The 19,852-nt window shown below is 48.0% G+C and carries 21 protein-coding genes and 5 tRNA genes; 15 read left to right on the top strand and 11 right to left on the bottom strand.

The genetic code is table 11. The annotated features are described in order from the left end of the window. The 4 genes from EH243_RS14960 to EH243_RS14945 all read right to left on the bottom strand — a co-directional run. A partial coding sequence (locus EH243_RS14960; RefSeq protein WP_164549134.1) for a transposase occupies window positions 1-196 on the bottom strand: 196 nt, incomplete at its 3' end. Window positions 197-275: 79 nt separating this feature from the next. Beyond that, window positions 276-1,037 carry an ABC transporter ATP-binding protein gene (locus tag EH243_RS14955; protein ID WP_126159463.1) on the bottom strand — a complete coding sequence of 254 codons (762 nt, stop codon included), beginning with the start codon at window positions 1,035-1,037 and terminating at the stop codon, window positions 276-278. Further along, complete coding sequence (locus EH243_RS14950) at window positions 1,030-2,271, bottom strand: ABC transporter permease (RefSeq protein WP_126159462.1); 1,242 nt, start codon at window positions 2,269-2,271, stop codon at window positions 1,030-1,032. Before EH243_RS14950 ends, EH243_RS14955 begins: the two co-directional genes overlap by 8 nt. Further along, window positions 2,258-3,448, bottom strand: a complete 1,191-nt coding sequence (locus EH243_RS14945) for an efflux RND transporter periplasmic adaptor subunit (RefSeq protein WP_126159461.1) — start codon at window positions 3,446-3,448, stop codon at window positions 2,258-2,260. Before EH243_RS14945 ends, EH243_RS14950 begins: the two co-directional genes overlap by 14 nt. Window positions 3,449-3,958: 510 nt before the next feature. On the opposite strand from EH243_RS14945, the gene EH243_RS18550 reads away from it, so the two are divergent. Next, on the top strand, window positions 3,959-4,129 hold the full coding sequence (locus EH243_RS18550; protein ID WP_164549133.1) for a hypothetical protein: 171 nt from the start codon (window positions 3,959-3,961) through the stop codon (window positions 4,127-4,129). 225 nt (window positions 4,130-4,354) lie between these two features. Here EH243_RS18550 and rarD (EH243_RS14940) read toward each other — a convergent pair whose 3' ends face one another. From rarD (EH243_RS14940) to EH243_RS14930, 3 genes are all read right to left on the bottom strand, one after another. Beyond that, window positions 4,355-5,266: an EamA family transporter RarD gene (rarD, locus tag EH243_RS14940; RefSeq protein WP_126159460.1), complete on the bottom strand. Its 912-nt coding sequence runs from the start codon at window positions 5,264-5,266 to the stop codon at window positions 4,355-4,357. Window positions 5,267-5,405: 139 nt separating this feature from the next. After that, window positions 5,406-6,332, bottom strand: a complete 927-nt coding sequence (rarD, locus tag EH243_RS14935; RefSeq protein WP_126159459.1) for an EamA family transporter RarD — start codon at window positions 6,330-6,332, stop codon at window positions 5,406-5,408. A gap of 11 nt (window positions 6,333-6,343) precedes the next feature. After that, entirely contained in the window at window positions 6,344-7,327 is a 984-nt protein-coding gene (locus EH243_RS14930; RefSeq protein ID WP_126159458.1) for a nucleoside recognition domain-containing protein, read from the bottom strand. A gap of 142 nt (window positions 7,328-7,469) precedes the next feature. Here EH243_RS14930 and EH243_RS14925 point away from each other — a divergent pair, with 142 nt between their 5' ends. From EH243_RS14925 to EH243_RS14885, 9 genes are all read left to right on the top strand, one after another. Next, window positions 7,470-7,931, top strand: coding sequence for an Lrp/AsnC family transcriptional regulator (locus tag EH243_RS14925; RefSeq protein ID WP_338142350.1), 462 nt, complete (start codon window positions 7,470-7,472; stop codon window positions 7,929-7,931). A gap of 202 nt (window positions 7,932-8,133) precedes the next feature. Continuing rightward, window positions 8,134-8,209, top strand: a tRNA-Glu gene (locus EH243_RS14920). Between the two features lie 11 nt (window positions 8,210-8,220). Then, window positions 8,221-8,296 (top strand) — tRNA-Gly (locus EH243_RS14915). Window positions 8,297-8,582: 286 nt separating this feature from the next. Then, window positions 8,583-8,658, top strand: a tRNA-Glu gene (locus tag EH243_RS14910). 11 nt (window positions 8,659-8,669) lie between these two features. After that, window positions 8,670-8,745: transfer RNA gene (locus EH243_RS14905), tRNA-Gly, on the top strand. A 21-nt stretch (window positions 8,746-8,766) separates the two neighbouring features. Next, window positions 8,767-8,842: transfer RNA gene (locus EH243_RS14900), tRNA-Glu, on the top strand. Between the two features lie 268 nt (window positions 8,843-9,110). After that, window positions 9,111-9,398, top strand: a complete 288-nt coding sequence (locus EH243_RS14895; protein ID WP_241235099.1) for a hypothetical protein — start codon at window positions 9,111-9,113, stop codon at window positions 9,396-9,398. Further along, window positions 9,388-10,596 carry a porin family protein gene (locus EH243_RS14890; protein WP_126159457.1) on the top strand — a complete coding sequence of 403 codons (1,209 nt, stop codon included), beginning with the start codon at window positions 9,388-9,390 and terminating at the stop codon, window positions 10,594-10,596. Before EH243_RS14895 ends, EH243_RS14890 begins: the two co-directional genes overlap by 11 nt. 23 nt (window positions 10,597-10,619) lie before the next feature. Beyond that, window positions 10,620-13,472, top strand: a complete 2,853-nt coding sequence (locus tag EH243_RS14885) for a bifunctional diguanylate cyclase/phosphodiesterase (RefSeq protein WP_126159456.1) — start codon at window positions 10,620-10,622, stop codon at window positions 13,470-13,472. A 52-nt stretch (window positions 13,473-13,524) separates the two neighbouring features. Here EH243_RS14885 and EH243_RS14880 read toward each other — a convergent pair whose 3' ends face one another. Next, window positions 13,525-13,920, bottom strand: a complete 396-nt coding sequence (locus EH243_RS14880; RefSeq protein ID WP_126159455.1) for a PA2817 family protein — start codon at window positions 13,918-13,920, stop codon at window positions 13,525-13,527. 153 nt (window positions 13,921-14,073) lie between these two features. Between EH243_RS14880 and EH243_RS14875 the strand changes: the two genes are divergently transcribed. Genes EH243_RS14875 through EH243_RS14855 form a run of 5 tightly spaced genes read left to right on the top strand, consistent with a single transcriptional unit; the run spans window position 14,074 to window position 17,683 of the window. Continuing rightward, window positions 14,074-15,027, top strand: a complete 954-nt coding sequence (locus EH243_RS14875; RefSeq protein WP_126159454.1) for an ABC transporter ATP-binding protein — start codon at window positions 14,074-14,076, stop codon at window positions 15,025-15,027. Continuing rightward, window positions 15,020-15,793, top strand: a complete 774-nt coding sequence (locus tag EH243_RS14870) for an ABC transporter permease (RefSeq protein ID WP_126159453.1) — start codon at window positions 15,020-15,022, stop codon at window positions 15,791-15,793. The genes EH243_RS14875 and EH243_RS14870 overlap by 8 nt, the downstream gene beginning before the upstream one ends. 12 nt (window positions 15,794-15,805) lie before the next feature. Then, window positions 15,806-16,633: an NADPH-dependent 7-cyano-7-deazaguanine reductase QueF gene (queF, locus tag EH243_RS14865; RefSeq protein WP_126159452.1), complete on the top strand. Its 828-nt coding sequence runs from the start codon at window positions 15,806-15,808 to the stop codon at window positions 16,631-16,633. 11 nt (window positions 16,634-16,644) lie between these two features. Continuing rightward, window positions 16,645-17,196 (top strand): nitroreductase family protein, encoded by a 552-nt coding sequence (locus tag EH243_RS14860; RefSeq protein WP_126159451.1) that lies wholly within the window; start codon window positions 16,645-16,647, stop codon window positions 17,194-17,196. A 28-nt stretch (window positions 17,197-17,224) separates the two neighbouring features. Continuing rightward, window positions 17,225-17,683: a YiiD C-terminal domain-containing protein gene (locus EH243_RS14855; protein WP_126159450.1), complete on the top strand. Its 459-nt coding sequence runs from the start codon at window positions 17,225-17,227 to the stop codon at window positions 17,681-17,683. A gap of 48 nt (window positions 17,684-17,731) precedes the next feature. Here the strand turns inward: EH243_RS14855 and EH243_RS14850 are convergent, their stop codons facing one another. The 3 genes from EH243_RS14850 to EH243_RS14840 form a co-directional block, all read right to left on the bottom strand. Continuing rightward, complete coding sequence (locus EH243_RS14850) at window positions 17,732-18,292, bottom strand: peptidylprolyl isomerase (RefSeq protein WP_126159449.1); 561 nt, start codon at window positions 18,290-18,292, stop codon at window positions 17,732-17,734. A gap of 9 nt (window positions 18,293-18,301) precedes the next feature. After that, entirely contained in the window at window positions 18,302-19,087 is a 786-nt protein-coding gene (locus EH243_RS14845; RefSeq protein WP_126159448.1) for a DUF4197 domain-containing protein, read from the bottom strand. A gap of 323 nt (window positions 19,088-19,410) precedes the next feature. Further along, complete coding sequence (locus tag EH243_RS14840; RefSeq protein WP_126159447.1) at window positions 19,411-19,836, bottom strand: hypothetical protein; 426 nt, start codon at window positions 19,834-19,836, stop codon at window positions 19,411-19,413. Window positions 19,837-19,852 lie beyond the last annotated feature (16 nt).

The following is a 19,852-nucleotide window of genomic DNA, read 5'->3' as shown; positions in this document are numbered from 1 at the left end:
AGAGATGTTCATCATCAACTTGAGGAGCGTCACCAGGATTCTTACGGCGATAATTATTGATCCAAGTATGCAAAGTATTAACGTTAATTCCCAGCTCTCTGGCGGTTTGGGTTACCGGTTGACTGGATTCTACTGCCAGTTTGATGGCTGACTCTTTAAATTCAGCAGTATAAGTATTGGCTTTCTTTTGATTCATTCGAACACACCTCTATTAGTGGGGATATTACCCACATCTGTGTGTCCGGGAAACTATAACCACTTCATTTTATGCCGCCTCACACTGTCTTTGTAAATGCATTAGGTAAGTTTGCAGACGCACCATCATAGACAATACGCCCGTCGGTGAGTCGTATAGTGCGTGGGCAGCGTGCGCTTAAGCGCGGATCGTGAGTGACGATGACGATAGCGCACTGATGTTCGACGTTAAAGCGTTCAAATAAGTCGAAGACTTCGTCGGCGGTTTGGGTGTCTAAGTTGCCCGTGGGTTCGTCCGCTAAAATTAATGCTGGGCGTGAGACTAAGGCGCGGGCAATGGCGACTCGCTGTTGCTGTCCGCCGGACAAGCGGTTGGTGGCGATATGCGCGTAGTTCGCTAGTCCCACTTCGTTTAGTAAGTATTGGGCGTATTCCGTTTGTTCTTGGTTGGGTTTGCCGTAGCGCAGCATTAAGGGCATAAGCACATTGTCGATGGTGCTAAATGCGTTGATTAGGTGATGAAACTGAAACACAAAACCAATGGATTCGCTGCGCAATTGGGTGCGTTGTTGCTCGCTTAGGCCTTGGGTGAGGTGCCCTTGAATGCGCAACTCGCCCGATGAATACAGATCCAATAAGCCCATGACATTTAATAGGGTGCTTTTGCCTGAGCCGGAGGTGCCCACTAAGGCTACCAGTTCACCACGGCTAACCTGCAAAGAGACATCATGCAAAACATGATTGGCTAAGGGCGTGCCTTCATTAAAAACCTTATTGATCTTATCGAGCTGTAAGACGGTTTGCTGATTATCTGGGGTGATTAATACTGATGAGTTAGACATAACGTATGGCCACGGCTGGGTCGTATTTCGCTGCTCGACGGGCTGGCACCATGGCCGCTAGTACACCGGCAAGGGTGGCAATGAAGATGGCAGATAGCATCATAGATGTCTCAAGCTCAATAACAAATAACTTGGTGTCGATCGCGTTGAATATCTGAATTAAGGTGTAACCCATGAGTACGCCTAATAACGAACCGGTTAATCCCAGTAGGCCGCCTTGCAATAAGAAGACCCGTAAAATCTGTTGCTGGGAGCTTCCCATGGCACGCAAGATTCCAATTTCTCGGGTGCGCTGTACCACGCTGACCGCTAGCACACTGGCAATACCAAAGATGACAGACATGGCAACAAAGACGCGAATTATTTGAGTGGTCATGCTTTGTGAGTTGAGTGCATTGAGTAGCTGGCCATTACTTTCCATCCAGCTTTGTACATACAAACCGGTTAGTTTTTGAATGCGTTGTGCCCAGTATTCGGCGCTGAAAACATCCGAGATTTTGATTTCTAAAATGGTGATGCCACCGGGCAAGTTTAGCAGGGTTTGTGCTTGCTTTAGACTGGTGTAAACATAGCGGCTGTCTAATTCCCGTACACCTAATTCAAAAATTCCGGCAACATTCATAACCGCTTGGTGATTATCACCTGCATCAATGCGTAGCTTGTCACCGCTGCGTAGACCTAAGTCTTTCGCCAGTTGGTAACCGATTAATATATCGCTGGCCTCAATGCTGAACTGCCCCTCGGTTAAGTATTCTTCAAGGTTGATAATGCCGGTATAACGCTTAGGGTCGATGCCCATTAATGCAACCGAGGACCGTGCGGAGCCTTTTGTGGCAAAGGCAGGCCCTGAAATTAATGGGGAGACGGTATTGAATGCTGAGTATTGATCCAGAGTGTCCCGTACTTCTTGCCAGTTATTAATGGTTTGTAAACGCTGTGCTCTAGGGTTTTCAAATGTCCAAACGTATTTGCCCTCTGGAAATTCTGAAAAGTTATTGTGCTGTTGGGTGGCTTCAATTCGAATATGAGCCTGAGTGCCAAGGGTTTTGTTGATAAGATTAATTTGCAGACCCATGATTAATGCCGTAATAAAAACAATGACCGCCGCGCCAACAGAGATAGCCACACTGATTAGTAAGGTTTGTAATGGGCTTTCGGCCAGAAAACGTATGGCAATGCGCCATTCAATCCAAAGTGAATTACGCAAACGACTAATGGCATTAAAAAATGACATGTTGCACCTGCTCAAAATGCACGCGGGCACGTTGACCGTTCGCTAGCGTGTCATTGGGATTAGCCGTTTGTACGACCACATCATCTTGTTGTAAACCGGAGGTGATTTCACTGTGGGTGGCATTTTGTAGTCCCAGTGTGACATCCACTAAGTTCACCTTGCCATCTTGCCAGCGTGCCACTTGGGCTTTGCCATTAGCGTTAAATAAGATGTAGTCATTGGGCAGGACAAGCGTGCGTTCGCGTTCTGCGGTAATGATATTCGCCGAAACGGTCATGCCTTGTAGCAGGGCGTGTTGTTCATTTGAGTCATTGGCTAGGACGTCAATGTGAACGTCGATTGTACCGCGTCCGCTGTCTACGGCTGGAGCGATAAAGCTGACGACCCCAGGGATCGTTATCTGTGGCCAAGCATCTGCGATTAATTGCACAGGCTGGTCTAATTTAACCGGGGCAAAGTTTTTTTCATCTAAGGCTACCACTACTTCAAGGCCGTCGCTGCGAGCGATCTCTAGTAATACCTTGCCCGGTTGAACCAGATCACCGGGCTCAACATTGCGTGTTTGTACACGCCCAGCAAAAGGGGCGTAAAGCCGTGTTTTTGCTAATTCAGCTTCTGCGCTGGCCACACGTTGCTGTAATAAGTGTTCTTCTGTGTTGTTTGGGGCGAGGGCATCGGCGGCCAGTTGCGCACGGGTTAAGGCCGTTTTGGCGTTTTTTTCTATGCGCTGGGCTTGCTCAACTTGCTCGGCAGGGAGCATGCCTTTTTTGGCTAACGCTTCACGGCGTCGAGCTTCTCGGCTCGCTTGTTGTAAGTTCTCCTTGGCTTCAACTAATGCGGCTTGTGCTTGTGGTCGACTATTTTTTTGCAGTTGCTCGAGTAAGGTTTTGGCTTGGGATAAGCTAGATTGCAGCTCTTTAGAGTTTAGCTCTATGAGTAAATCCCCTTTTTTAACCTGATCACCTTCACGGACATGACGCGCCACAACGGTTCCGGTTATTTCACTGCCTATGCGCGCAAGCGATTGATAGCGGACTTCACCGCTGGCCACAATGCGTAACTCCAGCGGAAGCGTTTCGACGGTTAGGGCGGGTAAAACAGGCCCTAGCCACTTTTGCATGCCGATTAATGACGCAATGCACAGGATGACAATGATAATTCCATAAGTAATGCGCATGAAAACCTCGGTCGGTATTATTTTGCCTGCTTTATTTAGCGGGTGTAGGTCATAGATGCCAACAAGTCTTTAGTGTGAGCGGCTCTCTTTTTATTCGCACCTTGGCGCTGGATAGTGCACATTAGAGGTTGTTCATATAGTACCTAAGAATCGTTAGGGGTAACACCGCAGCGTCTTATTTTATATGGGCTTTTTATATGAGTGTCTTGGTGATTTTATGCTGATGGGCACTGTGCTCTTGTTTGGTTTAGCGCGTTGAGAAAACGTTAAGTGGTCAGAGCGTCGTTTGAACGGAGTTAAGATTAGGCTTACCTAAAAAAGGGGGGATTGCCGAACCTTATCCGCATCGTCGCTATCCCTTTAAGCCGCGGGGCAAAGCAAGTAGCATTGAGCCAACCGCAGCATGGCTGGTTTGGATAAGTGATGCTGCAACTATCATCAGTTAATCGTTCATGTTGAAAACAATTGTCGCTAGATCCTTGGGGCGAACTTATTTGAGTGGGAAACGCTATGTCTAAAAAAGTCGTTAAGTTTGAGTTTGAGAAAGAAACCAAAAACAGTGTTCGCTACAAAGAGGTTCCTGAAGAGGGAACGGCGCCGATAGTGGGCTCTCTGTATGTTCAGAAGTGGTTTGCGGGTAATGCTAAATCGCTTGAGATAACGATTAGCAAAGATGATTAGTGAGGGTTTATCTGGAGATTTGAGGACGCTCCGGTGAGATAGAAGCTGATGAAAGCATCAGGAGTTATTAAATTCGATGCGTGGCTTGCGTTATAAATGCACTGCTGAAGGGTGATTCTCTAACGCCTTACCGTTTTAACTCAGGGTGTTCTCGTGGTAAAAAAGCACCGGTATTTTTTGGGATTACCGGCGCTTTTGGGGTTGTCCATGGTGCGTGATGATGGCTTAAAGCTGAATGGTTTCGGCACGGATTTTACGGCTCCGCCAGAGACTTTCCGATGTGAAGAGAATTAAACCTATCCAGATGAGTGCGAAGGTGATGAGTCGATCACTATTCAGGGGTTCATGATAAACAAACACGGCCAATAAAAAGGCGATACTCGGTGCAATATATTGCAGCAGCCCATTCATGGTGAGTGTTAAGCGACGGGCACCGGCGGCGAAGCAAATCAGTGGCAGGCTGGTGACGATGCCCGCTGCCGCTAGCAGTATCATGGTATTGGTGCCGCTGTGGATAAAGGTTAACTGACCCTGCTGCTGCAGCCAGAATAGGTAAATCAATGCGATGGGGCTGAGAATCAATGTTTCGATCAGTAAGCCAGAAAACGGATCGACAACAATACGTTTACGTAATAAGCCATAGAAGCCAAAACTGAAGGCCAGCGCTAGCGCAACCCAGGGCAGGCTACCCAGTAAGATCAGTTGATAGGCGACACCGGCCGTGGCGATCAAGATGGCCAGCCATTGCGCTATGCGCAGCCGTTCCCCGAGAAAGATCATCCCTAATAGAACGCTGATCAGTGGATTAATATAGTAGCCCAAAGAGGCTTCTAGAATGCGCTCCTGTGCGACAGCCCAAATAAACACCAACCAATTGAATGAAATAATGATGGCTGAGAGCGTCAGACTAGCCAGCAGTTTTTTCTGACGCAGGTTATCCATCAGTGTTTGCCAACGGCCCGTTGCCGCCATAAACAGAGCTAAAAAAATCACCGACCAAATCACCCGGTGAGCAACAATTTCAAAGGGGCTGATGCTCGCGACTGATTTGAAGTAAACAGGAATTAAGCCCCACATGCCATAGGCGGCGAGGGCATACAGAATCCCTTTTTTTTGTTCTTGCTGACTTATTTCCATGCTGGATTCTTATTTCCTTGTGCTGGGTATCTGCCTGTATTGCGAACAGGTTAAGCCTTACCAAAATAGTGAGGGCAGTGTATAACTTAATATATTAAACAGCGCAAACTAAACCCGCCTATGGAGTGGGCGTTGGAGTCTATTTGACCGCCACCGTTGGCTCTAGAAGGATGTCCGGTGTGTTTCGTGCCCGCCATATGCCCTCTACGGTGAATATAATCAGGCCACTCCATATCAGCGCAAAGGTCACGAGTCGGTTAAGGTTCATGGGTTCGTCGTAGACAACGACAGCCAGAATAAAGGTGATACTGGGAGTGATATACATCAGTAGCCCATTAACCGTTAGCGGTAACCGTTTGACGCCAGCCGCGAAACAGATCAAGGGCAGGCTGGTGACAATACCGCCCGCGACCAGTAACCAGGATGTTGTGATGTTAGCCGTCAGGAAGATGAGCTGATCATGCTGTTGCAGCCAGAATAGATAGACCAAGGCAAAGGGGCTGAGGAGCAAGGTTTCAATTAACAAGCCTGAGAATGGATCGATGACTATCTGTTTACGCAGCAGTCCATAGGTGCCGAAACTGCAAGCCAGTACCAGAGCCACCCAGGGTAGGTTGCCTAGTAGTATCAGTTGATAGGCAACACCGGCAACCGCTAGGCATATGGCTATCCATTGTACTTTTCTTAGTCGCTCGCCGAGAAAAATCATACCCAGTAGCAGGCTCACCAGTGGGTTTATAAAATAACCCATTGAGGTTTCCAGTATATGTCCCTGACCGACGGCCCAGATAAATACTCCCCAGTTAATGGAGATTAAAATAGCGGAGGCACCGAGGCAGGCGAGCAATTTCTTTTGCCGCAGGTTCTCTAACAGAACTTGCCAGCGCCCCGATGCAAGGATGAACAGAGCCATAAAGATGACCGACCAGACAATCCGGTGAGAGAGAATCTCCAGTGGGCTAACAGCGGCTACGCTTTTAAAATAGATGGGGAATAGCCCCCACATGCCATAGGCTGAAAGCGCGAACAGTACGCCTTTGCGCTGTTCACTGGTGTCGGTTTGCATAAAGGTAATCCTCAGTCTCTGATGGCGGGGTTAAGTAACCAACGATGTTGGGTGGGCTCTGAAAGTCTATTTAGCACCCGGGTCATAATAGCAATGAAGACGAGACTAAAGATCAGTCTTGCCCAGAGTACCCCGGATAGATCGGCGCCCAGTGTCATGACCAGCAGTGTATCTTCAATCATGCTATGACATAAGCTGAGTAAGCATAATGCAGAAAAACAATCTTTGGGGCTCACGCGGCCGCTTTGTGCCTCACGAATCAAGAGGCCGCCACCGAATGATAGGCCAAGGGTGACACCAACAATTGTTAAGGAGGCGGCTTGAGGGCCAATACCTAATAACTTCAGCACGGGTTGCAGCAGCCAGATCATTAAACGTTCGATATGTATCCAGCGTAAAAACCGTAACAGACTCATGAGTACCGTGATGACGACAATAATCATCATGAAGCTTTGTAATTGATTAAGCCCCCAACTGAGTAGGCTGTCATCGGTGACAGGGGGTTGCCACATCAGCACGACCGGTTGTTGTAGCCAGTCTCCCCAAAGGTAGCTGTGATGCAGAAGTGCGCCTAGGATAAGCGCAGGTATGACGCGGATCAGTAGGGCGAAGACGATTTTCACCCCTGCCTTTTGAACAATACGTAACTCGATGGGCAGACTGTGGGCAATCAACATCAGCGTGCTGATGACGGTGACCTGAGCGACCGTGAGGTTTTCCTGTGGTGCCAGCTGAAAAAAGATCAGCATGCCGCCGTAGATGCTCGTCAATAACGTGGTCGCCCATACGAGCCCCATTGAATCCGGCAGACCGACCAACTGCATGACAGGTTCTAGCACTCGGCTGATATAGGGAATAGCCCCTAGCTCCTCTAATAGCTTAACGATAATTAATACAGGAATCGTCAACTTGAACAGCATCAGACAGACCGCATAGATTTCGCGGGCCAGGCTGGGAATGGTCTCATAAATAAAAGAGCTGAGTTGGTGTTGCATAACAAGGTCCGTCAATCGATTTACTAAGCTCGCTAGTCTAATCATAAGTTGTGTTTTATGATTTCATTTAATATCGGTTTTATGTAATTTTATTTCTAATTTTAGTTATATTGTTTCCATAAATTAACTTTAAGGCGGGCTGATGGTGAATCTGGATAGAATTGATCGGAGTATTTTGAATATCCTGCAACGGGATGACCGGATCAGTAATCAAAATTTAGCCGAAAAAGTGGGCTTGTCTCCGCCAGCTTGTCTGCGGCGCGTACGTCGCTTAAGAGATGAAGGGATCATCATGGCGGAAGTTGCGCTCATTGACCCACGGTTAGTGGGGCGCTACATCAATGTGATTGTCGAAGTGGAAATGGTGCGCGATCAATTGGATATCTATGAAGCCTTTAAGCGGAAGATGAACTCAGCACCTGAAGTGACGCAGTGCTATCAGGTGACCGGTGAAGTGGATTTCATGTTGATCCTGATGGTTGAAGATATGGAGAGTTATGAAACCTTTACGCGCAAGTATCTTTCGACCGATGCTAATCTGAGTAAGTTTCGCACCTTGATCTCGTTGCGCCGAGATAAATTCAGTACGGCTATCCCTCTATAAAGGATGGTTGATGGCGGTTTGCGGCGGTGCTAGAGGCGCACTAGGTCGTGGCTAAAGAGAGGGCGATCGGCTGCTGTTGCTGCTAGGGAATTTGTTTTGTTAAGAATAATGCAAAAAACATCATAAAATTGCCTTTAAGGGGTTGACCAAAACAGGTCATATCAATAAGATACGCCCCGTCTTCTGGAAACAGAGCCACAGCGTCCCATTCGTCTAGTGGCCTAGGACACCGCCCTTTCACGGCGGTAACAGGGGTTCGAACCCCCTATGGGACGCCATCTTTTATGACGCGGAATTAGCTCAGTTGGTAGAGCGGAACCTTGCCAAGGTTCAGGTCGTCGGTTCGAGCCCGATATTCCGCTCCATTTTGCATTACTCTCTATCGTTTCCTTCCTGTTTTACCTTCCTGTTTATAGCTCCTTTTTTTATACTTAATCGTTTCTCTGTTTTATCCTTTGCTGACTCTTAGTTATTTTGCCGTCTGGGATCTTGTCATCTTTTGGCGATATGGCGAGCGTTTTTGGCGCCGATTTTTTGTCGTGCTGCAGTTGTTGTCATCGGATGAGTTTTTTGTAGATTTTTGCTTGACGGCAGTGGGGTTAGTCATTAATATACGCGCCTCCTCTGATGAGGAAGTTTACAAATATGTATGTCCCATTCGTCTAGTGGTCTAGGACACCGCCCTTTCACGGCGGTAACAGGGGTTCGAACCCCCTATGGGACGCCATCTTTTGTAAGGCGGAATTAGCTCAGTTGGTAGAGCGGAACCTTGCCAAGGTTCAGGTCGTCGGTTCGAGCCCGATATTCCGCTCCAATCTACAGTTTGTCTGTATGCGTCCCATTCGTCTAGTGGCCTAGGACACCGCCCTTTCACGGCGGTAACAGGGGTTCGAACCCCCTATGGGACGCCACTTTTTCTCTTATCTACTCCTTCTGTTTTCCTTAAATATTGCCAGCTTTTTGCGGTAGAACATTCTTTGTCCTGCAAGCTTCGTATATACTCAATAACTTAATGATTTTATGGGTAATCATTTAATGGTTTGGCTGATAAGGACATCACTGCTGTTCGCTGTCGTACTGAGTCTCTCGGTAGGAAACGCTTTCGCGCATTCAGTGATCGTCTCACAAGATGTTAAAGAGCAGACGCTCAACAGAAATTTCCTTTTCGCTGTTTTTTCAATGCGTGTTACCCGCTGGCCAGATGGACGGCCAATACGGGTGTTTGTGTTGCCTGACAGAAACCCCCTACATCGCTTGTTTGTTAAGCAGCATCTACAAATATTTCCTTATCAGTTAAGAAATAAGTGGGACCGTCAGGTTTTTACTGGCGCAGGCTCTGAACCTGAACAGGTGGATACCATGGAAGAGATGTATCGCAAAGTTAGCCAGCATAAGGGAGCGATTGGCTATATTGATAAGTCATTTAACCTAAACCTTGAAAAAGTGAGGGTGGTCGATGAGTTTTAAATATCTCCCGGCCCTTCTTGTGTCAGGGCTTAGTGCATGGTGCTCCGTGAGTTATGCGGATGATGCCGATCATGCGGATCATGATTTCTCAGTTAATGGTTTTATCACGCAAGGCTTCTTCGCTACCGATCACAATAATGTTTATGGTGAAAGTAGCGATCACGGTAGTTTTGATTTTCACGAAATCGGTTTAAATACTGCTTATCGCTTTACGCCGAAACTGCGTGGCGCGGTTCAGGTGATGTCCCGTCAAGCCGGCGAAGTCGATAACGGCGAGCCCAAGCTTGATTATGCGCTGCTGGATTACCGCTTCACCGATTCCGTTGAACAGGCGGTTGGTGTGAGGGTAGGGCGTCTTAAGGTGCCCTTTGGTTTTTATAATGAAACACGAGACGTTGCTTTTACTCGGCCGAGTATTATGTTGCCGCAGTCACTTTATTTTGATCAGGCCCGGGACTTAGAGCTCTCCATTGATGGCGCTATTCTGTATGGCTCCTTGTCGGCGCCTGGTGGTTGGTTCGATATCGACTTGCTGTATGGCAGTCCGCAAAAGGATACCAATGTTGAATATGCTTATTTAGCGATGGATGCCGCGGGGAAGTTCGACGACTCAGAAGGCTTAATGGGGCGTATTGTTTATAATACAAATAACGGTGGTGTCAGAGTCGGTGCGACTGTTTCTGAATATCGTTTGAGTTATAAGCCTGCCGGTGGTTCGTTTCCCTATGAGTTTAATAAAGGCGACTTGAAGCTGAATGTGGCGATGTTGTCAGCGCAGTACAATACCGAGCATTGGAGTTTGACCGGTGAGTATATGGTGCATGATATCGATTGGACGGAATTAGGCGGTATTTATGCTGCTCGTCCAAAGACGCCGCTGACGTCCTATTATCTGCAGCTCCAATATCGTCTGAACTATAACTGGGATTTGTTACTGCGCTATGATGATCTGAAACTGGATGGCGATGATCCCCAAGGGGTATTAAATAGTCAGTTATTTGGGCGTCCGGCGCATAATTTTTATAGTAAAGATATTACCCTCGGCGTGGGTTGGAGGCCTAACGCTGACTGGCTGTTTCGAGCCGAACTTCATAATGTGGAGGGGACTGGATGGGCGGCAGAGCAAGATAACCAAGACCCAGCCGCATTACGAAAATATTGGAATATATTTGCGTTGCAAGCGACTTACCGATTTTAAGCCATGGCATTGTGAGAGATAAAATGAAAAGTGCTCACAGAACGTTTTTAAGTATTCGGTGGAAGATTTTCATCCTGCTCGTGGTCGTGCTGGTTGGGGTGCAGGGGATGTACGCCTTTTTTTCGCTATCGCAGCTCAATGATCAGTTTGAACAGCAGCGCGAACAGATCAACCTATCTGAAATAGCCCGTCTTGATGGCTCAGTTGACGCCTCTTATCAGCGCTTACTCGAAGTTGCCGAGTTATTGCCGCTCATCGATAGCCGTTCGCAAGCATACTATAGTGACCCGTTAGCGCAGCTGACCGAGCTGATCGATCTCAAATTTGACGCCTTCCAATTGACCGGCTCTGTGAATGCCGCCTACCTGTTTGATAGTCAGGCCCGTACCGTAGGTTTTTGGGGGGAGCGGGTGGATATCAGCACTTCCGAGATTCAGCAGGTTTACGATACCGAACGGCCGTTGAGAAAACTGATCTGTACATCGGTCTGTTTGCGTTACGTGGCTATCCCTATTCAGATGGGCGGGAAGAAGCTGGGCGTACTGATGGTCGGCCGTTTTCTCTATGATGTGATTTATGATATCAAGCAACAAACCAAGCTCGATATTGGCTTAGCCCTGCGGGCTCCTGAAGGGGTGGGGGAGTTAGGTAACTGGGGTTTGTTGATTAACTCCTTGACCAATCGGTCACAAAATCAAGAGTTATTAGAGCAGCTGAGTCTGCAGCAGAGCTTTAATCCGGCCGGCGGGAGTTATGTTTTAGAGCATAATGATCGTTATTTTGAAGTGCTTTTTTCACCGTTAAAAGGGCTGAGTGAAGGGCAGGCATACTGGGTGGTGTTGGATGATATATCCGGTCACTTACTCAGTATTCGCCAGAGTTTGCTGAATTACCTGCTGCTGGGGATGGGAGGGATTCTAACTGCGCTGGTGTTATTGTCATGGTTATTGAAAAAGCCGATCCAGTTCTTTACCGAATTAGCGAACCAGATGTCGCTGCTCAGTCGGGGCGAGTTTAGTGAGTTTCGTCAGACGTTGGCGCAATTTCGTCATCGAGATATCGTTTTCGGTGAAGATGAGAGAGACCTGTTAGTTCATAGCTCGATACAGTTGAGTGAGCAGCTTGAAAGGCTGGAAGATGAAGTCGCCGAACGCACCGATAGTCTTGAGAAGAGTCGACAAGCCCTGACCCAAGAGCGTGATTTTCTGTTTGGGCTGTTAGAAACCGCGCCCTTAGTGATTATTACCCAAAACAGTAAAGGGCAGTTACGCAGTGTTAATCACTTTGGCTTGCAGTTGATGGATTTGGATAGCCACTCTTTCCGCAAAGTCACTTTTTTCGATACGTTACAGCGTGAAGAGGAGCGCCTCGACTTTTTGGCTAATACCGGCCGGTTGATGGAGGGGCTGGAAACCGAAGTTCGTACCGACAGTGTTCTCTTGGATAGTAGCGGTACGCGGCATGATCTTTCTTGGTTGCATGTACGTCTGCGAAAATCCCATGATGAACCGCTGATGTTGAGTATAGGGGTGGATATTAGCGACCGGAAATTGGCTGAGCGTCGTCTTCAATGGCTGGTTAATCATGACCCTCTGACTGAGCGGCCTAACCGTGTGTTCTTTATGAGCTGCTTAAACGATGCGATCGAAAAAAATCGCAGCCCAGAAAGCCATATCGGGGTGCTCTTCCTCGATCTCGACCGGTTTAAAGAGGTGAATGATTCACTGGGTCATACAGTGGGCGATAAGTTACTAAAAGTGGCGACCCGACGTATTAGTGATTGTATTCGTGATACGGATGTATTGGCGCGTCAGGGGGGCGATGAGTTTAGCGTTCTGTTGACGAGCATTCGTGATCTGGAAGGTGCAGAGGTAGTCGCCAGTAAAGTGCTGCAAGCCTTTCAGCAGCCTTTCTGGATCGGTGAATATGAGATTGTGGTGACCGTCAGTATCGGTATTAGCCTCTTTCCCGATCATGGCGTCGATGGCGCTACCCTGATTAAACATGCCGATGTGGCGATGTTTCAGGCTAAAGATGCCGGTAAAAACTGCTATTACATCTACGATGTTGAGAAAGACCATCAGCGCTTTGAGCGGTTCTCGTTGGGATCTGACCTGCGTAAAGCGATTCAGAATGATGAGTTGGTGCTTTATTATCAGCCCCAGGTGGATGCAGTGACGCACCATGTGGTGGGGGTTGAGGCATTGGTGCGTTGGCAGCATCCTAGCGCGGGTTTATTGCCTCCTGATCGTTTTATTCCGTTGGCGGAAGAGTTAGACCTGATTGTGCCGCTCGGTGAGTGGGTGCTTCGTGAAGCGTGTCGTCAGATGCAGGCTTGGATAGAGGTTGGCCTTCCCGATATGAAGGTGTCGGTTAACCTGGCAGGACAACAGATAGCCCATGAACGCTTGATTAAAAGCGTAGAAGAGGCGCTGGAAGCTTCAGGGCTGAGTCCCGACTGCTTAGAGTTAGAGGTCACCGAAAACTTTGTTATCCGTCAGCCGGAAGTGGCGATCGGCAAGCTGACCTATTTGCGCGAGCAGGGTATTACGCTGGCGATGGATGATTTCGGTACCGGCTATTCGTCTCTCAGTTATCTGAAAAAATTACCGATTGATCGGCTAAAAATTGACCGGAGTTTTGTTAAAGATATTGGTATTGATCGCAGCGATGAATCAATTATCAAAGCGACACTGGCGATGTGTCATACATTGGGGCTAGAGGTTGTCGCGGAAGGGGTTGAGACCGCAGAACAGCTGGCCTTCCTTAAGGACAATAGTTGTCAGATTATTCAGGGGTATTATTTTAGTAAGCCGCTGCCGCCTGAAGAGTGTTTGCAATATGTTCTCCAGACAGCGCCATTGAAGGATATCTGATCTAACCGATATCCATTAACAGCTAGCCGGCCTGTGTGCGATGGGTTCTCTATTAGTTTTGTCCGAAAATACTGGCACGGGTGTTGATGTAATCGAACTCCTCGCCCTTTTCCTCTGCAGCAAAGCGCAGCTCGTCGAGGCGTTGGAATTTTTCCAATTCGACATCTGCCATATTGTGTAAACAGCTACCGCCGAAAAACCATAGTAAGTCGCGGGCGATCAGGTGTGCTAGCTGAGGATACATACGAAATGCTCGGTCGAGAAACAGCTCACCCTCTTCATAGACCAGTGCTTCGCCCTGCTCGAAATCGTGGATCAGTTGCTGGAAATCAAGAATGAACTGCTCCTCTTCTGCTGAGATCTCTTCAAGAGTGAAGGGCTCTTGGCGGATAAAATTGTTGTAAGCAATTTTGAGAAAGTTGAGGTGGTGAAACTGATAAGGTGTCATAGTGTTCCGGTGCTGTCATAGGCAGTTACAAAGTGACATTTTAACCTAGAATTTAAGTGGCAGTAACCGTTGAAATGATCGGCGCTTGCCCCCATCTATGCTGTTTAATCGTTTCAAGAATTTCCCTCCTATAGATATTCCACAGGACACTGCATGACAACTGCACTCTCCATTAAAGACCTGCGCAAAGTTTACGGCAATGGCTTTGAAGCACTGAAAGGTATCTCGTTTGAGGTGCAGGAAGGTGACTTTTTTGCGCTACTAGGCCCCAATGGGGCAGGAAAATCAACCACCTTAGGGATCGTTTCCTCTTTGGTGAATAAAACCAGCGGTCAGGTCAAGGTATTTGGTTACGACCTCGATAGTCAGTCGGATAAGGCTAAGTGTGAGCTGGGCGTTGTACCTCAAGAGTTTAATTTTAATATGTTCGAGAAAGTCGAAGATATTTTGATTACTCAAGCCGGTTATTACGGCATTTCAGCTGGCGAAGCGAAACAGCGGAGTGAATTTTATCTGCGTAAGCTGGGCTTATGGGATAAGCGCGATGAGCCATCGAGAAGCCTTTCTGGAGGCATGAAACGACGTTTGATGATTGCCCGCGCCCTAGTGCATCAGCCGCGCTTGCTGATTCTGGATGAACCCACAGCAGGGGTCGATATTGAGCTGCGTCGTTCAATGTGGGAGTTCTTACAGGAGCTGAATGCGAGCGGGACAACCATTATACTGACCACCCACTATCTTGAAGAAGCGGAAAGCCTTTGCCGTCATATCGGTATTATCGATCGTGGTGTGATTGTTAAAAATTCGAGTATGCGCGACCTGTTGCAGCAGTTGAATACCGAAACCTTTATTCTTGATGTTAGCCCAACGCTAGATGAATGCCCTGTACTCGAGGGTTACCACGTGGCGCTGCAACAGGATCTTTCTTTACGGGTGGATGTAGAAAAGTCACAGGGGATGAATCGCTTATTTAGTCAGCTAAGCGAGCAGGGGATCGAAGTAACCAGTATGCGTAATAAGAGTAATCGTTTGGAAGAGCTGTTTGTTTCCTTGGTGGATAAGACCCTACCTGAGAAAAACAGTAAGGTAGGTGAAAATAATGAGTAATAAACAACTATTCATCGCCTTCTGGACACTGTTAGTCAAAGAGGTGCGCCGTTTCACTCGCATCTGGGGACAAACCTTGTTGCCCCCCGCGATTACCATGACCCTGTATTTTATTATTTTTGGTAATTTGATCGGTTCGCGTATCGGTGAGATGGGCGGCTTTGATTATATGCAATTTATTGTTCCCGGCCTGATTATGATGTCGGTGATCATTAATTCATATAGTAACGTCGTGTCCTCTTTCTATAGCACTAAGTATCAACGCCATATCGAAGAGCTGCTGGTATCACCGACGCCCAATTGGATTATCTTAGCGGGCTATGTGCTGGGTGGTTCTGTACGGGGGCTATTGGTGGGCCTGATCGTCACTACCCTGTCGCTGTTCTTTACCGATCTGCATATACACAATATCTGGGTCATTATCTCTATTGTCTTTTTGACAGCGGTTTTGTTTTCATTGGGTGGTTTTATTAACGCTATTTTTGCCAATAGCTTTGATCATATATCGATCATCCCCACCTTTGTGCTGACACCTTTGACTTATCTGGGTGGTGTGTTTTACTCCATTAACTTACTGCCCGAGTTTTGGCAGGGCGTGTCCCAGCTGAACCCCATACTGTATATAGTGAATACCTTCCGTTATGGCATTCTAGGGGTGAGTGATATCAATATTGGTTTGGCTTATGCCATGATTATTGGTGTCATCGTGGTGTTATTTAGTTATTCCATGTACCTGCTCAATACGGGCAAAGGTATACGACAGTAAAGAGGGCTGCAGATGAAAGATCAACAAAGTGCGCTGGATCATGCACCTCTAGGGGCGGATACCGAGTATGTTAATCAATACGATGCATCGCTGCTATACCCTATCGCACGGGATCTTAACTGGCAGGCGCAGGGGGTTGAGCGTAGAGCGTTGCCCTTTCAGGGCTGTGATATCTGGAACGCTTATGAAGTGTCTTGGTTAGATAGCCGAGGAAAACCAGTTGTTCGCTTGGCAGAGTTTCGGATTCCGGCGGCTAGCACCCATATCATTGAGTCGAAATCGTTCAAGCTCTATCTTAACTCGTTTAATTTGACCCGCTTTGCGAACGAGGCTGAGGTTCAAACGCGGATGGTTGCCGATCTTTCTGCTACAGCGGGTGGCGAAGTCGGGGTGCTATTGCGGTCGGTGGATAACCGCGATGCGATGAGTCAGTTTGCGGGTGAGTGTCTGGATGAGCTGGATATTGAGGTCAGTGATTATAGCCCTGCGCCTCAGCGTCTAAGCGCGGCGGGCGACGTTGTTGAAGAGACCTTATATAGCCATCTGTTGAAGTCCAACTGCCCGGTAACCGGCCAGCCGGACTGGGCCAGTATCTCGATCGAATATCGAGGGCCTAGTATCGATAGGGCGGGTTTATTGCAATATCTGATCTCTTACCGTGAACACGGTGATTTTCATGAGCAGTGTGTCGAGTCTATTTTTATGGATATCTGGCGGGTTTGTCAGCCAGAAAAACTAACGGTTTATGCCCGTTATCTGAGACGGGGTGGATTGGATATTAATCCATGGCGTAGCAGTGAAGCAGGTGAGCCTGTTAACCTTCGTTTAAGTCGCCAATAACAGGAGTTCACATGGACGCATTGAGTAATCTACATCAGCGGGTGTCTATCGCCGCATTGGAAGCCCCAGGACCAACGTCACAACAGTTGGATAATATGTACCGCGCCGCCGTGCGGGCACCGGATCACGGGGCGATTCAGCCATGGCGTTTTCTGAATATTGCCGGTGATGCGCGGCAAAAATTGGGTGAGTTGTATCTCCGCGCGATGGCAGCGGATCAGTCGCTTTCACCCGAGCAGCAAACGAAATTCAAAAATATGCCGTTACGCGCGCCGCTGATTATTGTGGCGATCGCCTCGACTAAAGATCATCCTAAGGTGCCCCGTTCTGAACAGGTGATTGCGGCCAGCTGTGCTGTACAGAACATGTTATTGGCGGCCCATGCACAGGGATTAGGCGCCATTTGGCGTACCGGTGAACTCGCCTATCATCCGGTGGTGATGGAAGGGCTAGGTTTGCAGGAGGGGGAAGAGATCGTCGGTTACCTCTATGTGGGCACGCCGATGCGAGAGCGTACGGCGCCTCAGCCTGATATCGATCAGTTTGTTAGCGACTGGGGTTAAGCATTCCTGACAGAAGGGGGTTAAGCGTATGAATCACCAGCAAACCGCAGAACTATTTCAAGGGTGGCTTAAAGATCAAATTCCATTGATTAGTCATATGGGATTGGGGGAGCCGGTCTATGATGGTCGATCACTCGTCTTGACAGCTGCGCTGGCCCCTAATGTGAATGATAAGGGTACCGGTTTTGGCGGCTCATTGGCGACCCTTGCAACCCTATGTGGCTGGGCGATCGTAACCTTATATCTGCGTGAGCAGGGCAGGGATTGTGATGTTATGATTCGCGATAGTCAGCTGAAATATTTGGCCCCCGTATCAGACGATTTTTCCGCCATAACGGTGCTGCCCGAGCAGGCTGAGTTGGATAGCTTTATGAGCTACATGGAGACTAAAGGTCGGGGTCGTCTTCACTTGAAGGTTGAGATTCGTCAGGGAGATACCCTGGCGATGACACTTGACGGCGCTTATGTCGCGGTCGATAGAGGTTAAAAAACCGAAGCCCGAATGCTTTATTGATTCGGACTTCGGGTGACGGCTTTATTTCAAAACGACACTTTGAATCACAATAGGCTCAACAGGCACATCGCTATACGGCCCTTGGCGGCCGGTTTGCACATGGCCAATCTGAGTGATGATATCCATACCGTTGATCACCTTACCGAATACCGCATAACCGGGGCGAGGACCTTTGGCATTAAGGAAATCATTGTTCTTCAGGTTGATAAAGAACTGTGATGTTGCACTGTCAGGGTCGTTAGTGCGGGCCATCGCAATGGTGCCGCGCATATTGGGCAGACCGTTGGCCGATTCATTACGGACCGGAGGTAGGGTGTCCTTACGCTCCAGATCAGCACTGAATCCGCCACCTTGAATCATAAAGTTATCGATGACTCGGTGGAAAATCGTGTCGGTAAAGAAACCGCTATCAACATAGCGCAGGAAATTGGCCACGGTGAGCGGCGCTTGTTCAGGCATTAGCTCTAGCTCGATAACCCCAGCGCTGGTGGTCATCACCACGACAGGGTTGAGATCATCGGCAAACGCTGGGCTGAACAGCGTGACGCTCAGTAATATTGATAGCAGGTATTTCTTAAGCATTATGATTCCTTAAAAGTCGAATACTTGTTTTAGTAAGTCGGTGGTACGGGCCGCTGGGTTTTCACGGATTTTTTTCTCTTCGGCCGCTATCATGGTAAATAGGCCATTTAATGCGCCCTCAGTGACATAGTTTTCAAGATTATAGTCTTCAGCGAAATCACCTACCATCGGTACCTGAGCCGCTTGTTTCGTTAGGTCGCTATAGGATTTAGTCACCCCAACCTGATCCATCGAGCTTTTAACCGATGGGCGAAACAGTGCTTCTAAGCTGCTTGAGGTTTTCTCGCGGAAGTATTCGGTAGCGGCGTCATCCGAGCCATTCAAAATAGTCTTGGCATCCTCGATGCTCATCTCTTTAATCGCGTCAACCAGTATTTCGGTTGCTTCGGGCGCTGCTTGTTCGGCGGCGCGGTTCATGCTCAGCTCAAATGCCTCAACCTGAGAACCTAGGCCAAACTTTTCCAACAGACCGCTTGCCTGTTCTAATTGATCGGGTAAGGGGATTTTGATGAGATCATTACTAAAATAACCATCTGTCTGACTGACGGATTCGATCGCTTCGCGGCTACCGATTTCGAGTGCTTCTTTTAGACCGGCGATGATGGTGTCATAGTCGAGGCTACTGCTAGCCGAGCTGCTCGAAGATGAAGATGAAGATGAGTCTTGCTGTTCGATGAGTTGCTTGCCACCTTCTTCTACTTTTTTGAGTAAATCTCCAAAGCCGCCAAAGGCGGTGGCTGTGATGCTGCAAGAAAGCAGCGTAATGCCGACTTTGCCGAGAGTTGCTTTACGCATAATATGTACTCCGTACGGAATGACTGATAATTGGTTTCAGTTTAATCACTAAAGCTTAAAATAACCTTAACAATTATGGCAGAGAATGTTGGTGAGGCTGAAAATTAATCGTTTCCCGTCCGTAGATCAACACTTTAGCTTTCTTAACGCTGCTTAGGCTTATTTTGTGACGATACATTTTAAAGTACTGACATTGTTCATTGCATGACGTTGGTGTGATGGATAGCCGTATTCAGCATCCTGTTGTTGACTCTGGGTTGGGTTAATCATGTTTAATTTGAATGGGATCAAAAGCCGCGCCCGTGGTTTGTTTATTCTGCCTGTTATCGGTCTATGCAGCGGCTAGCGGTCTCTTTTGCGGGAGGCAGACTGAAGCCGCTTTTGTCGCTGTTGTAATGGCTGACCTTGGGGCAATTATCTGGGTCAATACTGGCTGTCGGTAGTTGAATATCCCAACCATGTTCGACGCTGCTATGGTTGCGAGGTATTTTATAGCCAAAGATTGTGCTGAACTTTTTGCCTACCGCGTTGCGGGTTTCTTTCTTGAGAAAGAGGTGCCACTGTTCGGTAGAACCAATATAGCGAGGCGGAATTTTATAGGCGGAAAGTACCCTGACGGATAGTTGCCGAAACTGGGAAATCGATACCTTAGTCACCGATAGGCGCTCTTGGCTATTTTGGGCGATGGCTAAATGGCACTGACCAGCGAGTAGAACCGTTAGTGCGATAGATGAAATGCGTAGCAACATAGGATTTATACAGCAG

This window comes from Amphritea opalescens, from assembly GCF_003957515.1.
In the GTDB taxonomy this organism is placed as follows: Bacteria; Pseudomonadota; Gammaproteobacteria; order Pseudomonadales; family Balneatricaceae; genus Amphritea; species Amphritea opalescens.
The sequence above is the reverse complement of the archived record's forward strand: the minus strand, read 5'-3'. Positions and strand labels throughout refer to the sequence as shown.